Origin of the sequence: Kordia sp. (assembly GCF_965224175.1) — a bacterium.
Taxonomy (GTDB): Bacteria; Bacteroidota; Bacteroidia; order Flavobacteriales; family Flavobacteriaceae; genus Kordia.
On record NZ_OZ245041.1, the window covers coordinates 4,341,459 to 4,357,216 of the forward strand.

Genomic DNA, 15,758 nt, shown 5'->3' on the forward strand with positions numbered 1-15,758 from the left:
TACATTTGTATCGTATCTATAAGCAACCTACGGTTCTCGGATTAACAAACCATATGTAGGATTTCCATCATAACTAGTAACTATGATAGGTTTAACAAATAGAAATCAACTCCTGCATATAAACAGAAACCCAAATCTGCTAAAGTTGGTTAGACTTGTGGCAGAAGCAGATAATATCTTTTATAACTAACTTAATTATTAACTTCTTTTCATGGCTGTAATTATTAAGTTAGGCAATAAATTTTCGCTTATTGTCTAAAAGTTTTGATCTGTTGGGTAAGGATAAATCTGGCAATTGTATTCACCTCTACATCTTGTATAATCTATAGTAATGCAAAAATCTTGAGATTCACATACAATTTGAGAAAGTGTGTTGTTTCCGCCAGTTAAAGCTTTCGTATTTAACGTAGAAATAGAAGCTTTTTTGAGTGATAATTTGTGTATTGATTTCTTTTTCATGATCTATTTTTTTTGTTTTCATAAAAGTATTGAAAAACGTCATAAAAAAGAGTTGGTTTTCCATTACCAGAAGTACGTGTTCGCTGTATTTAACATTTTTGCACAAAAAAAGAGGAATGCCTTAAGTTCCTCTTTTTAACTAAACATAAAATCGATTATTTTAGAAATCAGTTTTATTAGTATTGTCATGAAGTGACAATAAGTATTGTATAACATTACGTGTAGCCTATACTCTACGATATTCTATTTGGTAGAATATGAATTCAAAAATTCACTAGACATTTAAGGAATTACCGCTTTAACAAAAAAATAATTCCAACGTACGTAGGTGCTTTATGATTGTATTTGGATACTGTAAAGCTATTAAAAAACAATAAGTTATTGTACGGGTTTTACAATACTTTCACTACGTGATTGCAGTAAGTTGACAATTAAATAGCGTATATTAAAAAAGTGGACCGTAAAATACGATCCACTTTGTGTACGATACATATGATAAATTATCGTTGAGGTTCTGTGTAGATTTGGCATATAAATTCTCCATTGCATGCTGTATAATCGATAGTTTCGCAGAAATTAACAGAAAGACAAAATTGTGTGTTTCCTAGTGTTCCTCCTGTAGAACTTGATGCGTTCAAGTTGGAAATAGCTGCTTTTTTTAATCGTAACTTTTCAATATTTCTTTTTTTCATAATTTCTAGTAATTGGGTTCATAAATATTAATTAGCAATTAATTGTAAAATACAATTGACAACCAAATTCTCCATTACACGCTGTGTAATCTCTAGTTTCGCATATATTTATGGTTTCACAAAAATCATACGCACTTTGAGCTGTTCCACCAGATAATGCGTTTGCATTTAATGTAGAAATAGAAGCTTTATACAATTGTAATTTTTTAATAGATTTCTTTTTCATGATATAGGTTTTTTGGTTATGATAAATTTATGGAAACGAAATAGTTAGCTGTAGCGGTTTTCCAATACTACAAGTAAGTGGATGCAATAGTTAACATTTTTAAAACATACAACCGAAGAGCTTACAGAAGCTATTTATAACTTTATAAAGAATACTGTTTAATTTATCTAGAAATAATACCTTTCATCAAGAAAAAAGAAGGAAATAGAAGCATTTTTAAAATATAAACTACATTTGTCAACGCAATGAAAAAAGTAGTTTACCTTATATTCCTCTATTCATGTTTCTGTATAGCACAAGAAACAACTTCTAAAAAAGAGCAATCGCCCAAAGCGGCTACGATTGATATTAATTATTTTAGTGGAAATATAGTACGTCATAACGATGATATTCTACATTTAATTACAGGACATCCAGAAGGTTTTATCATTAGTTATAATCAAAAAACGTTTGGATATGACAATTGGTCTCAGTTTTATAACTATCCCGATTATGGACTTTCATTAAGCTATCAAAATCTAAAAAATAAACACTTAGGAGAAAATGTAGCGTTGTATGCGCATTATAATTTCTATTTTTTAAAACGAAACCTAATGTTGCGTGTCGGGCAAGGTTTGGCATATACAAGTAATCCTTACGACAAAGTAAAGAACTTTAGAAACATAGCCTTTGGTTCACGATTGATGAGTAGTACCTACTTAATGCTCAATTACAAAAAAGAAAACCTTTTCAAAAGGTTCGGAATTCAAGCAGGATTATCATTCATACATTATTCAAATGCCAATATAAAAGCACCTAATACAAGCATTAACACACTTGCGTTTAATATTGGAGTCAATTACAACTTAGATGATACTTCGTTATTAGCGTATCAAGAAAATGAAGTGACTGAAAGTTTTGCGGAACCTGTAAAATTCAATTTTGTTGTACGTGCAGGAGTAAATGAAAGTGATGCCATAGGAAGTGGGCAATATGGTTTTACAGTGTTATCAGCATATGCCGACAAACGTTTAGGAAGGAAAAGTACCATACAAGCTGGAGCAGAAGTGTTTTTCTCAAACTTTTTAAAAGAATGGATTCGTTATCGATCTATTGCATTTCCAAATGGAGAAGTAAAAGGAGATGAAGATTTTAAACGTGTTGGTGTTTTTGTTGGACATGAATTATTCATCAATAAATTATCAGTCATCACACAATTAGGATATTATGTATACTATCCTGTAGATTTTGAAGGACAAACATACATCCGTGTAGGAATGAAAAGATACTTTGGAAAAAAATGGTTTGCAGCCTTAACACTCAAATCACATGCAGCCAAAGCAGAAGCTGTAGAATTAGGAATAGGTATACGTTTGTAAAATGATAAAACTGTAACAGTTTATCAATAATAAACTCTTTTAAATATCAATCAAAAACGAAAAGATGAAAAAAAGAAGTTTATTTAATTTGCTAGTATTGTTGCTAATATGTCAATACGGAATGGCGCAAGTTGCTCCGGAAGAAAAAAATAATGAAGATCTTGGTTTAATTGGTTATGCTAAAAAAAATCCAGCATTAGAAGGAATTATTTCAGGAATCCATGGAGCAAGAGAAACGATGTTTGAAATAGGTTATTTTAAATATCATTGGACAGAAGACTCAGTCGCTCAAAAAATACCAATCATCGGCGGATTGGGATATGCAGTATCGACTGAACATTATATAAATGATAATTATATCATTGCTCCAAAGGCAGCAGTTTGGGTAAATGCACTTTATTTTAATATGGGAATGAGTGTTCCGTGGTATTTTGACATGGAAAAAGAGAACAGCCTAAGACTACGTCCAGAAGTTGGATTTGGTTCAGGAGATTTTAAATTAACGTATGCTTTTAATATCGCAATCACGAATAAAGACATGCGTAATGTAAGTAAACACATGGTATCAGCGATTTACTTCTTAAACTTGAATAAAAAGGCAAAAGGAATAAAATCAAAATGGTAGCAAGTGATCAAATATGATAAAATGAAAAAACGATACTTTATACTATTACTTTTTATTTGTTTTTCTTGCGATAAAGAAGATGCGAATGACTGTTTCCAAACAGCTGGAAGCATTATTGCAGAAGAAATTCGTGTGAATGATTTCTCTAAAATACAAGTTGGAGAAGGAATCAATCTTGTCATCAAAGAAGGTATAAGTCAAGAAGTTATTGTAGAAACTGGTGCAAATCTCATCAATGATGTCGAAGTAAAAGTAGTAGGAGATAAATTGTTTTTATCAGACAATAATAATTGTAATTATGTACGCGATTACGGGATTACGACCATTTATATTACCGCTGCAAATATTACCGAAATCAAAAGTAAGACACAATTTGAGGTACGTTCTGATGGAATTCTAACTTTTCCTAGCCTAAAACTAATTTCAGAAAACTTCACTGATGACGGTCCTGCTTCTGGAAATTTTAACTTACAAGTACAAAATCAAGAAGTAAGTATTGTATTCAATAATTTATCAAATCTATTTATTTCGGGAAATACGGACAGCTTTGATATCAATTTTCCCGGAGGAAATTCTCGTGTAGAAGCAGCAGATTTTGTGGCTAATACAGTGTCTATATTTTCCCGCGGAAGCAATGACATTATCATTAATCCACAACTAGAACTTTCGGGTGATATCTATGGTACTGGCGATGTTATAGCGGTCAATCGTCCTGCTTCAATCACGTTGATGGCACATTATATAGGAAGATTATTGTTTAATGATTAAGATGAATATCAATCAATAATTCCAACAAAATAGGCTGCTAAAGCTAGAAACCATAAAAGAATCATTATTGAAATACCATTGTGAACAAAAAAAGAAAATCGTCTTTTCCACTTTGTAAATTGGTTCGTTCCTCGATGATAAAAGTAAATTCCTGAAAAACTAAGTGTTGTCAACAAACAGAAAATAGCACCTGTTAAAAGTGAAGCGATTTTATTTCCACCTTTAGGATTTAATACAGTCAAAACAATAAAAACGCATACTAAGAAGAAATTAATTTTAGCATACCGAAAAGATCGCTTCGAATAGCGTAGTGTATAATTTTCCATAAGCACATTAAGTTTTCAATTTAAAGATAAAAAAATATACTTAAAATAAAGTAACTGTTTTTTATATTAAACTTTTATGTGAATTTAAAACAATATCGTAGTAAAAAACTCATGCGTTGTTGATGAACAAAACTCTAAGAAGTTCTTAATTATTTAAATAACGTGAGTTCGACATAAGAAGTCATCATGTGGTTCGTAATTTACTGATAAGTAACTAATTGTCAGTTTAAGTGTTGCTGAAAGCACCGAGCGAAGCTCACGAAAATACTGTAAAAAATAAAATATATTTAATCTCAATAATGCTCGATTTGATATTAAGCATAATCTACTGACAGTCAATTGTATAATAAAATAGTAATATCGAACTCACGTTAAATAAACTTTTAAGTGCTAGTTGTTTATACATGTATTGTTGAAAATTGAAGCGGAAACATTAAAAATATTTTCGATGATTTTGACATCTAATAAGAAAATTGTAGTTTTAAAAATGACTAAATTCTTTTAAATAAAATAAGTTTAGTTGTAGTAAAAATGACGGTAATTACTGTCATTATTATTTCAAACCTAATAGTCTGGAAAGCGGAATTTTCCAGAAAACTGATAAAAAACATTATAGATGAAGAATCTATAGCAATATTTATTAGCCAAAAAACTAATTTTTAGAATCTACCATAATCAAAAATCAATTTTAATTTTACACTAATGAAAAACGATATAAACATAGAGCTATTTTTATTGTGTTATAACGAGGCTAAAATGATAACTCATAACTTAAATTATTACTCTAAAATTTGTAGTAAAATAACAATATATGATAATGAGAGTACTGATGATTCAAGAGAGATTATAAAACGATATAATGATAGTAATGATGATACTAACATCGTAATTAAAAATTTTGATACGCATGGAGAACATAGAGAAGATATGATGGTGAATGTGCGTAATAATTGTTGGAAAGGAAGTACGGCAGACTATGTAATTGTATGTGATATGGATGAATTTTTATTTCATGAATCGCTTATTGAAAAATTGATAGAAGCTAAAAATAAAGAAATTGCAATTCCTGTTATTATTGGATACAATATGATGGCATCAGTCTTTCCCTCAAATTATAAAGAACTAATTACAAGTCAAATACAATATGGATTTAGAGATCGCATGTTTGATAAGAACATTATATTCGATCCAAAAAAAGTGAAAAATATAAATTATGGCCCTGGATCACATTCTTGCAGTCCAGAATTTTATACAGAGGAATATAAACAAGGCTTATTAGAGTTAAAATTACTTCATTATAAATATATAGATAAAGATTATCTGTATAAAAGACATGAAACTTATGCAAATCGAATGAGTGACGTCAACAATGAAAATAGATGGGGATATGAATATAATTTAGGTGATGATCATATAGACCAGATATATAAACTTAAATATTATCTCATCAAAATAGTATAATTACTTGAATTGAGTGAAACGAATTTAAAAGTAAAGAAAACCTAAGCAGTTAACTCTCTAAATAAACTTTCCAAATTCTTGTTTTTTAGATTAATCTGTAATGTTTTCAAACTATTGTCGTGCGCAAAATCAAAAATTGCTGGACGCATATCTTTCGTAGTATCAAACGTGATCTCATACACCAAATCGCGTGTATTGACAACCTGCGTTACATGCGGAAGTTGTTCAATCAATACATCTTCAATACGATAATCAAACTCAACTTCAATCACTTGCAATTGGTCTTTCTGTAATTTTGCTAAAGTAGTATCTGCAACAATCTCTCCTTTATTAATAATAATCACACGATCGCAAATAGCTTCTACTTCTTGCATAATATGTGTAGACAGAAAAATGGTTTTCTCTTTTCCAATAGAAGTAATCAAATTACGAATCTCTGTCAATTGATTCGGATCCAATCCAGTTGTTGGTTCATCTAAAATTAACACTTCTGGATCGTGCAATAAAGCATTTGCCAAACCAACACGTTGACGATATCCTTTAGACAATTCACTAATCTTTTTGCGTGCTTCTGGCAACAAACCAGTCATTTCAATAACCTGATCAATGCGAGATTTTGAAATCTTATACACATTTGCATTAAACGCTAAATACTCGCGTACATGCATATCTAAGTACAACGGATTGTGCTCAGGAAGATAACCAACACTTTTCTGAACATCTCGTGCAGCAATGGTCGTATCAAACTCATTTACAATGGCAGTTCCTGAACTCGCTTTCAAATACGTAGTCAAAATTTTCATCATGGTAGATTTTCCAGCACCATTTGGGCCTAAAAAGCCGACAATTTCTCCTTTTGTAACGCGAAAAGAAACATTATTCAATGCTTTTTGTTCGCCATAAATTTTTGTGATATTTTCTACTACAATTGACATAGACAGGAATTAATTAGCCAAAATTACATAAATTTTTATCAGTATTTCTTAACTTTAAATCAAATAAAAACAAAAAATACTACGGTTTATTGATAAAAACGTTTTTCTTCAAAAAATATTGGAAAACGATTTTGATAATAAAAAATAATCTATACTTTAGCTATAACAAAATGAAAAACAACATGTTTCATACAAACTATTTTTGGCAAGGATATTTTTACTTCTTCTACGGAAAGAAGCTGGAACTCCTTGTTGTATAGTTTAATGTAAAAACATAAAAAATATATAAAGTAAGTTCCGAAATCATTCGGAACTTTTTTTTTGCATAAAAATTAAAAAGAAAAATGCTATGTCTAATTAAGTTAATAAGAATTTAATATGAAAAACTAAATGGTTTTTCTTTTTCCGCAGTGTAGTAATTCTTTTCGTTAAGAATTTTTGAAACCTTGGAAAAAAATTAGAAAATAATTACGGTTATAGTTTTTCAGAGAAAAAACTAGAAACACCTCTGGAAAAAGCGCATTTTCTTTTGTTTCTTTTCTTTGGGCGAGCAAAGTAAAAGAAAATTAAAAACCAAAATAGAGTGCTTTTTTAGGAATAATATCAAGTAAAAGTACTGATGAATGTTTATAAATGGATACGGTAAATTACCTGTAAAAGCAACACGAAATAACAAATGAAACAAACAATTGCCATACAAGGAATAAAAGGTTCTAACCATCACAAAGTAGCACAAGCGTACTTCGGAAACGAAGTACAACTCGACGAATGCTTATCTTTTGATGCTTTGGTAGCAAGTTTATTGCAAGAAAAAAGTGCGTATGCAATCATGGCAATAGAAAATACCATTGCAGGTTCTATCATTCCAAATTATGCACTCATTGATGCCAATAATATTCACATCAACGGAGAATATTACCTAAACATTCAGCATCAACTCATGGCATTGCCAAATCAAACCATTCATGACATCACAGAAGTTTGTTCGCATCCTATGGCGTTATTACAATGCAAAGAATTCTTCAAGCAATATCCACACATAAAACTGGTAGAAGATGTGGATACAGCAGCAGTAGCACAAAGAATTCATGAAAAACAACAAAAAGGAATTGCAGCTATAGCAACAAAAATGGCAGCAGAACTATTTCAATTAGAAATATTATCAGGAGAAATCCAAACCATAAAAACCAATGCAACGCGCTTTGTTATTCTCCAAAAACAACAACCCAAAAACGGAATAGATCAAATAGACAAAGCTTCATTACGCTTTGAACTCGATCATAAAAGAGGCAGTTTGGCAACAGTACTGAATATAATGAGCGATTGCAAACTCAATCTCACCAAAATACAATCTTTACCAATCATGGAAACACCTTGGAAATATGCATTCTTTGTAGACGTTACGTTCAAAGCTTATGACGACTACACGAAGGCAATCTCGGTATTGGAAATAATGACTACAAATTTAAAAGTATTAGGAACCTATAAAAATCAACGAAACGCATGATTCCTGCAAAACGCATACATACGGTTGAAGAATACTACTTCTCTAGAAAACTAAGAGAAGTACGTAGCTTAATTGCTGCTGGAAAACCAATTGTAAACCTCGGAATTGGAAGTCCCGATTTACAACCGCCAACGGTAGTAGTTGATGCATTAGAAGCGAGTTTACATGATGATACAGCGCATAAATATCAAAGCTATCAAGGAATTCCTGAATTAAGAAATGCCATTGCAAGTTTCTATAAAAACAATTACAAAGTCACGCTAAATGCAGATACAGAAGTATTGCCACTCATGGGAAGCAAAGAAGGTATTATGCATATCTCTATGGCATATTTAGATGAAGGCGATGAAGTATTAATTGCCAATCCAAGTTACCCAACATATACGTCGGTGACAAAACTTTTAGGCGCAATTCCTATATATTACAATTTAGATGCAAACAACAATTGGTTGCCAAACTTAGAAGAATTAGAACAGCAAGATTTGAGCAAAGTAAAACTCATGTGGGTAAACTATCCGCATATGCCTACTGGCGCAAAAGCAACGCGTACATTCTTTGAAAAACTGATCGCTTTTGCTAAAAAACACCAAATTCTTATCATCAATGACAATCCATACAGTTTCATTCTTAATGATGAACCTATGAGTATACTGTCTATTGAAGGCGCAAAAGAAGTTGCCTTAGAACTCAATTCGCTCAGTAAATCCTTCAACATGGCAGGTTGGCGTACAGGAATGGTAATGGGAAAAGCAACACACATTCAACACGTACTCAAAGTAAAAAGTAATATGGATTCAGGAATGTTTTACGGAATCCAAAAAGGAGCTATCAAAGCTTTGGCAAGTTCTAAAGATTGGTTTACAGAACTCAATAAAATCTATGCAAAACGCCGTCAACTCATTTGGCAATTGGCGACAAAATTAAACTGCACATTCAGCACAGAAACAGCAGGAATGTTTGTTTGGGCAAAATTACCAAAGGAGAACACATTAAGTTCAGAAGCTTTCATAGACAAATTACTCTATGAAAAAAATGTATTCATCACGCCGGGAAGCATATTTGGAACGCAAGGAGAAGGCTACATTCGTTTCTCACTTTGTGTCACGGAAGAAAAAATAAAAGAAGTAATCAACAGAATAGAAGCATAAAAAATGAACGTATACATCATAGGAATCGGACTCATTGGCGGAAGCATGTCTTTAGATATTCAAGAAAATTATCCTGAAGCTACGATCTATGGAATTGATACAAACGATGCACATTTAGAAGAAGCACTGCAAAGACAGTTAATTCATCAAAAAGCGACACTTCCGCAAGTGCAAAATGCTGATATTGTCATCATCACCATTCCGGTACATGCATCTATTTATGTCATTACGAAAGTTTTAGATACCATTAACGACCATACGCTTGTGATAGATGCGGGTTCAACAAAAGAAAAAATTTGTCAAAGCATTGCAACACATGTAAAACGAAGAAATTTCTTGGCAACGCATCCTATTGCAGGAACAGAATTTTCAGGACCTTCTGCGGCGATCAAAGGTTTATTTGATAACAAAACAAATATCATTTGTGAAGTGGAAAAAACAGCATTCAGTTTGCAAGAAAAAGCATTAGAATTGTTCAAAAACTTAGGAATGCGCATTCGATATATGGATCCGAAATCGCATGACAAACACATTGCATATGTATCGCATCTATCGCACATAAGTTCGTTTATGCTTGGGAAAACAGTCATTGAAAAAGAAAAAAACGAACGCGATATATTCGATTTAGCAGGAAGCGGATTTGCGTCTACAGTGCGTTTGGCAAAAAGTTCGCCAGCCATGTGGACACCCATATTTGAGCAAAACAAAACAAATGTTATCGAAACACTAGACGAATACATTGCCAATTTACAGGAATTTAAAACCCTGATGTTGCAAGATAATTTTAACGGAATCTATGAAGAAATGGAAAATACGAATCACATAAAAAAAATATTAAAAGGAATCGAATAATAACAATTTAGGCGTTACCACCAAAAAAATGGTGGTCAGGCTTTCGGCAGTCGCTTTTTTTAAAGAGCTCCAACAAATGCCTCAATCCTTAACGCGGAGTTTCCTATAAAAGTGGGAAAATCAAAAAAACAGATCAACGAATCGATAAAAAGATAAAAAAAGATAATCATGGAAAATAAAAAAGAACTTAGAAACTGGCTAAATGCCTTCGGATTAGAACATCCACTTGTAATTGCAGGACCATGCAGTGCAGAAACAGAAGATCAAGTACTAAAAATTGCACACGAACTCAAAGATACAGATGCAACTGTATTGCGTGCAGGAATATGGAAACCACGTACACGTCCAGGAAACTTTGAAGGTGTTGGGGCGCTTGGACTCAAATGGTTACAAAAAGCCAAAGAAGAAACAGGAATGCTCACAGCAACAGAAGTTGCCAACGCAACACACGTACGCTTAGCATTAGAACACGATATAGATGTACTTTGGATTGGAGCACGATCAACAGTAAGTCCATTCATTGTACAGGAAATTGCAGATGCACTCAACGGAACTGACAAAATTGTACTGGTGAAAAATCCCGTAAATCCAGATTTGCCACTATGGTTAGGTGCTGTAGAACGTTTATACTCCGCAAACATTGCAAAATTAGGCGTAATTCACAGAGGATTTTCAACCTATGAGAAAACACGTTACAGAAACAATCCAGAATGGCAGATTCCAATCGAATTGCAAAATCGTTTTCCAGACTTACCATTAATTCTAGATCCATCGCATATTGCTGGGCGCAGAGACATCATATTTGATATCTGCCAAACGGCTTTAGACTTAAATTACGACGGATTAATGGTAGAAACACATTTCGATCCAGACAATGCTTGGAGTGATGCTAAACAGCAAATCACACCAACTAGACTTGTAGAAGTAATGGAAGATTTAAAAATCAGAAAAGCAACAGACACTGAAGCAGAATACCGAAATGCGCTAAACACATTGCGTACACAAATTGATGTAGTAGATCATCAATTAATAGAAATGTTAGGAAAGCGTATGAAAGTGGCTGACAAAATTGGAGCCTTGAAAAAAGAGAAAAATGTTGCCATCTTACAAACCAGACGTTGGAACGAAATTCTTGGGAAAATGATCTTAGAAGGCGAACAAAATCAACTAAGTGAAGAATTTGTATTGAAAATATTTAAAGCAATTCACCAAGAATCAATCAACCACCAAGAAAAAATTATCAATCAATAAGTAGAAGTATATAAACATAGAAAAGCGAGCTAATTGGCTCGCTTTTGATATTTATAGAAAACTAATTGCTAGACCATGTATGAGTATAATCTCCTAAAGTACATATCCAACCACAAGAATGACCACCATCAAATGAATGACATTTTTTTACAGGGCAGCCGTTAGTATGATTTGGATTACTATTACATAAATCGCAATTAGTTCTACGTGCTGATTGTTCAGCACCTCCATTATTTTTGATCAAAGAGACAGTATTCTTGTTCAGTTTTAAATTCTTTAAATTTCTTTTTTTCATTATAAAATAGTTTTGAATTAATAAGGATCAAAAGAAGAGAGAATCTCACTGCAAAAAAAGAAACACTATTGATGAATTATAATTTATCAACAAATAAAATTAACGGTTTGTGAAAACTTGATACGGATTTTTTGTTAAGCAGTAAGTTGTTTAAATTCTGTTTTTCCATAGTTTATTAGGTTTTGAATGGATACTGATTCAAAGCAACACATAAAAACACCTCAAAAAAAGCAACACTAATGATGGGTTGTTAAAACGTGAAAAATAAGTTATTGATGGATTATAAAAGTGATATATAAAAACTTTTGTAAGTCAAAATAAATATGTAGTTCCTAAAGAATCATTTTTTTGTTAAAAAGCTGTCATTTAACCTTTTGTTATTTTAAGAATAATAATGATCTTTGCGCCAATGATAGGAACTGTTTATAAATCTACGGGAAGTTGGTATTTGGTAAAAACCGAAGAAGGGAAAGAATATGAGTGTAGAATAAAAGGGAAATTCAGACTCAAAGGGATAAAAAGTACCAATCCTATTGCAGTTGGTGATAAAGTAAATTTTACCTTAGAAACCAAAAACAATACAGAAACTGGAATCATTGATGAAATTTTTGATCGTAAAAACTATATCATCCGTAAATCTGTAAATCTATCGAAGCAGACACATATCATTGCTTCCAACATCGATCAAGTTTTTTTACTAATTACCATAGACAATCCACCAACATTTCCAAGTTTCATAGATCGTTTTCTAGTCACTGCAGAAGCCTATTCGATTCCATGTGTATTAGTATTCAATAAAATAGACTCTTATGCAGAAATAGAACGTCGTGCGGAAGTTATGTATCTCAAAGATATCTATGAAAACATCGGGTACGAGTGTATTGAAATCTCTGCGAAAGAAGGTGAAAATGTAGTAGCTGTCAAAGAACGCATGAAAAATACTGTAAGTATGTTTGCAGGACATTCAGGTGTTGGAAAATCTACTTTAGTCAATGCTATTGCACCAGAGTTAAATCTAAAAACCAAAGAAATCTCCGAACAACACAAACAAGGACAACATACAACTACTTTTGCAGAAATGTTTGATTTAGAATTTGGAGCAAAAATCATTGATACTCCAGGAATCAAAGGTTTTGGAATAGTTGACATGGAAAAAGAAGAAATAGGCGATTACTTTCCAGAATTTCTAGCATTAAAAAACGAATGTAAATTCAATAACTGTATTCATATCGAAGAACCAAAGTGTGCTATCAAAGATGCTGTTGAAGAAGGAGAAATTGCTTGGTCGCGTTACAAAAGTTATCTGCAAATCATTGAAGGTGACGAAAGTAATTACCGTGTTGACGAATTTAAAGAACAATAACATGAAAGCTGTCATTCAAAGAGTTTCTGAAGCAAGTGTTACTGTCAATCAAGAAAAAGTCGCAAATATTGGTCATGGGCTTCTAATTCTTCTAGGAATAGAACATGAAGATACGCACGAAGATATTACTTGGTTATCTGCTAAAATCTCCAAACTTCGTATTTTCAATGATGAAAACGGAGTGATGAATACTTCATTAATTGATGTTGGAGGAGAAGCCATAGTTGTAAGTCAATTTACATTGCATGCAAGTACCAAAAAAGGAAATCGCCCGAGTTATATCAAAGCTGCCAAACCAGATATTTCTGTGCCACTATACGAAGCGTTTGTAGCACAATTTGAAAAAGATATCCAGCAAAAAGTACAAACAGGTATTTTTGGAGCAGACATGAAGGTTTCTTTGTTAAATGATGGACCTGTAACCATCATAATTGACACGAAAAACAAAGAATAATACACGTTTATTAATAAAATGATACGCTTATTAACTTTCTTTCCTCTAATTAATTACTTTTCTTATATTCGTGACATATTCCCCCGAATATAAGAAAACACAAAAGTATGCGCATAAAACTATTGGTAATTACTGCTTTCTTAATTACATTAAGTACAGTAAAAGCTCAAGATGATCTAACTAATTACCTAACACTACCACAAGAATTAACAAAAAATGCAAATGCAGTTGTTCGACTCGATGAAACCATTATTGAGGTGAAGGCGATCAACGATATGGAAATTTCTAAAAAACGTATCGTAACTGTATTAAATGAAAATGGACTCCGTAGAATTGGAGCTTATGTTTGGTACGATAATGTAGTTCGCGTTAAAAATGCGGAAGTAAAAATCTATAATAAATTTGGAAAACAAATTAAGAAAATTCGCGAACGAGATTTTATAGATGCTAGTGCCGTTAGTGGTGGAACAATGTATTCTGATTCTCGTATAAAATATTTAGACTACACACCAATTGAATATCCTTTTACAGTAGCATTTACAAGCAAAATCCAAACAAAAAACACAGCAAGTTTACCAAGTTTTAATCCTTTAGGATACTATGTAGGTGTACAAAAAAGTACATATAAAATTACCTATCCTTTAGGATTTACAATGCATAAAAAAGAATTGAATCTTGATGAATTTAATGTCGTAAAAGATGAAAGAGAAGGAAAGTTAAGTTATACCATTGAAAATATCTCAGGAATAAAACCAGAAGCACTCAGTCCGTCTGACACTGAAATAGAACCAAGAGTATTTTTTGCGCTCAATAAATTCTATTATGATGGTGTTACAGGCGAAATTAACAATTGGGAAGAATTTGGAAAATGGATGTATCAAAGTCTATTAACTGGTCGTGCTAAGGTTGATGCTGCTACAAAAGCAAAAGTTGAGAGTATGATTGCAGGTGTAGAAACAGATCGTGAAAAAGCAAAAATCATCTATGAATTTGTACAAAATAAAACACGTTACATCAGCGTGCAAGTTGGTATTGGAGGTTTTCAACCAATTCCCGCAGACGAAGTAGACAAAGTAGGTTATGGCGATTGTAAAGGATTAACAAACTATACAATGGCACTACTCAAAATTGCTGGCGTAGAATCTTATTACACGCATGTAGAAGCAGGAAAAGAAATAGTAGGTTTCTATGATGACTTTGCTTCCTTAGCGCAAGGAAATCACGTAATTCTTAACATTCCAAATGATGGCGATGATATTTGGCTCGAATGTACAAGTCAAAAAGTGCCTTTTGGTCATATTGGCGACTTTACAGATGATAGAAACGTATTAGTAATTACTCCAGAAGGAGGAAAACTAAAACATACCAAAAAATATACAACAGAAGAAAATCTACAAGAAACTACAGGAGCATATACTTTAGATGACAATGGAAACATTGCTGGTGATGTTACCATAAAAACATATGGAATTCAATATGATGATCGATATTACCTAGAAGATTGGTCGCAAGTAGAAAAAGACAAGCATTACAAAAAGTATTTTCAAACCATCAACAATGTAAATATTGATGAAATCAAACTTGACAATGACAAAGAATCGATTGCATTCTCAGAAAAGGTAAAATTAAACGCAGATGCATATGGCGTTATTACGGGCGATCGTATGTTATTTGCTCCAAATGCTTTCAACAGAAATACGAGTATTCCTGATCGTTATCGAAACCGTAAATTCCCATTAGAAATTCAAAGAGGTTACTACGACACAGATGAGTATGAAATCAAATTGCCAGCTAATTTCACAATAGAAGCAATTCCAGATAATGTAACATATGAAACTAAATTTGGAAGCTACACATTCACAATAACCAAAAAAGACGATCAAACCTTACAATACCAAAGAACAATCAAACTAAAAGATGGTTTGTATCCAAAAGAAGAGTACAAAAACTATCGAAAATTTATCAAAAAAATCGTCAAATACGATGGTTCTAAAATTGTACTCGTTAAAAAATAACAATCTCACCTAATTACAATAAA

At 32.3% G+C, this 15,758-nt stretch carries 17 protein-coding genes; 11 read left to right on the forward strand and 6 right to left on the reverse strand.

Annotated features, from left to right (window positions below; translation table 11 throughout):
• Window positions 1–255 precede the first annotated feature (255 nt).
• From ACOQOS_RS18815 to ACOQOS_RS18825, 3 genes are all read right to left on the reverse strand, one after another.
• Window positions 256–459 (reverse strand): class I lanthipeptide, encoded by a 204-nt coding sequence (locus tag ACOQOS_RS18815; protein ID WP_420572018.1) that lies wholly within the window; start codon window positions 457–459, stop codon window positions 256–258.
• A 500-nt stretch (window positions 460–959) separates the two neighbouring features.
• Window positions 960–1,151 carry a hypothetical protein gene (locus ACOQOS_RS18820; RefSeq protein WP_420572019.1) on the reverse strand — a complete coding sequence of 64 codons (192 nt, stop codon included), beginning with the start codon at window positions 1,149–1,151 and terminating at the stop codon, window positions 960–962.
• 31 nt (window positions 1,152–1,182) lie between these two features.
• Complete coding sequence (locus ACOQOS_RS18825; RefSeq protein WP_420572020.1) at window positions 1,183–1,377, reverse strand: class I lanthipeptide; 195 nt, start codon at window positions 1,375–1,377, stop codon at window positions 1,183–1,185.
• Between the two features lie 245 nt (window positions 1,378–1,622).
• Between ACOQOS_RS18825 and ACOQOS_RS18830 the strand changes: the two genes are divergently transcribed.
• From ACOQOS_RS18830 to ACOQOS_RS18840, 3 genes are all read left to right on the forward strand, one after another.
• Entirely contained in the window at window positions 1,623–2,735 is a 1,113-nt protein-coding gene (locus ACOQOS_RS18830; protein WP_420572021.1) for an acyloxyacyl hydrolase, read from the forward strand.
• 64 nt (window positions 2,736–2,799) lie between these two features.
• Window positions 2,800–3,360 (forward strand): hypothetical protein, encoded by a 561-nt coding sequence (locus tag ACOQOS_RS18835; RefSeq protein ID WP_420572022.1) that lies wholly within the window; start codon window positions 2,800–2,802, stop codon window positions 3,358–3,360.
• Between the two features lie 21 nt (window positions 3,361–3,381).
• Window positions 3,382–4,128: a head GIN domain-containing protein gene (locus tag ACOQOS_RS18840; RefSeq protein WP_420572023.1), complete on the forward strand. Its 747-nt coding sequence runs from the start codon at window positions 3,382–3,384 to the stop codon at window positions 4,126–4,128.
• Window positions 4,129–4,136: 8 nt separating this feature from the next.
• Here the strand turns inward: ACOQOS_RS18840 and ACOQOS_RS18845 are convergent, their stop codons facing one another.
• Window positions 4,137–4,454 carry a hypothetical protein gene (locus ACOQOS_RS18845; RefSeq protein ID WP_420572024.1) on the reverse strand — a complete coding sequence of 106 codons (318 nt, stop codon included), beginning with the start codon at window positions 4,452–4,454 and terminating at the stop codon, window positions 4,137–4,139.
• Between the two features lie 756 nt (window positions 4,455–5,210).
• Here ACOQOS_RS18845 and ACOQOS_RS18850 point away from each other — a divergent pair.
• Entirely contained in the window at window positions 5,211–5,915 is a 705-nt protein-coding gene (locus tag ACOQOS_RS18850; protein WP_420572025.1) for a glycosyltransferase family 2 protein, read from the forward strand.
• A gap of 41 nt (window positions 5,916–5,956) precedes the next feature.
• Here ACOQOS_RS18850 and gldA read toward each other — a convergent pair whose 3' ends face one another.
• Entirely contained in the window at window positions 5,957–6,850 is an 894-nt protein-coding gene (gene gldA / locus ACOQOS_RS18855) for a gliding motility-associated ABC transporter ATP-binding subunit GldA (RefSeq protein WP_420572026.1), read from the reverse strand.
• 676 nt (window positions 6,851–7,526) lie between these two features.
• On the opposite strand from gldA, the gene ACOQOS_RS18860 reads away from it, so the two are divergent.
• The 4 genes from ACOQOS_RS18860 (at window position 7,527) to ACOQOS_RS18875 (ending at window position 11,608) form a co-directional block, all read left to right on the forward strand.
• Window positions 7,527–8,357 (forward strand): prephenate dehydratase, encoded by an 831-nt coding sequence (locus tag ACOQOS_RS18860; RefSeq protein WP_420572027.1) that lies wholly within the window; start codon window positions 7,527–7,529, stop codon window positions 8,355–8,357.
• Window positions 8,354–9,505, forward strand: coding sequence for a pyridoxal phosphate-dependent aminotransferase (locus tag ACOQOS_RS18865; RefSeq protein ID WP_420572028.1), 1,152 nt, complete (start codon window positions 8,354–8,356; stop codon window positions 9,503–9,505). The genes ACOQOS_RS18860 and ACOQOS_RS18865 overlap by 4 nt, the downstream gene beginning before the upstream one ends.
• Window positions 9,506–9,508: 3 nt before the next feature.
• Window positions 9,509–10,357: a prephenate dehydrogenase gene (locus ACOQOS_RS18870; protein WP_420572029.1), complete on the forward strand. Its 849-nt coding sequence runs from the start codon at window positions 9,509–9,511 to the stop codon at window positions 10,355–10,357.
• A 168-nt stretch (window positions 10,358–10,525) separates the two neighbouring features.
• The gene (locus tag ACOQOS_RS18875) at window positions 10,526–11,608 is read left to right on the forward strand and encodes a chorismate mutase (RefSeq protein WP_420572030.1); all 1,083 of its coding nucleotides are present in this window, start codon (window positions 10,526–10,528) and stop codon (window positions 11,606–11,608) included.
• A 61-nt stretch (window positions 11,609–11,669) separates the two neighbouring features.
• Here the strand turns inward: ACOQOS_RS18875 and ACOQOS_RS18880 are convergent, their stop codons facing one another.
• The gene (locus tag ACOQOS_RS18880; protein WP_420572031.1) at window positions 11,670–11,903 is read right to left on the reverse strand and encodes a hypothetical protein; all 234 of its coding nucleotides are present in this window, start codon (window positions 11,901–11,903) and stop codon (window positions 11,670–11,672) included.
• A gap of 409 nt (window positions 11,904–12,312) precedes the next feature.
• Between ACOQOS_RS18880 and rsgA the strand changes: the two genes are divergently transcribed.
• From rsgA to ACOQOS_RS18895, 3 genes are all read left to right on the forward strand, one after another.
• Window positions 12,313–13,266: a ribosome small subunit-dependent GTPase A gene (gene rsgA / locus ACOQOS_RS18885; RefSeq protein ID WP_420572032.1), complete on the forward strand. Its 954-nt coding sequence runs from the start codon at window positions 12,313–12,315 to the stop codon at window positions 13,264–13,266.
• A 1-nt stretch (window position 13,267) separates the two neighbouring features.
• Entirely contained in the window at window positions 13,268–13,720 is a 453-nt protein-coding gene (gene dtd, locus ACOQOS_RS18890; RefSeq protein WP_420572033.1) for a D-aminoacyl-tRNA deacylase, read from the forward strand.
• A 107-nt stretch (window positions 13,721–13,827) separates the two neighbouring features.
• The gene (locus ACOQOS_RS18895; RefSeq protein WP_420572034.1) at window positions 13,828–15,735 is read left to right on the forward strand and encodes a DUF3857 domain-containing protein; all 1,908 of its coding nucleotides are present in this window, start codon (window positions 13,828–13,830) and stop codon (window positions 15,733–15,735) included.
• Window positions 15,736–15,758 lie beyond the last annotated feature (23 nt).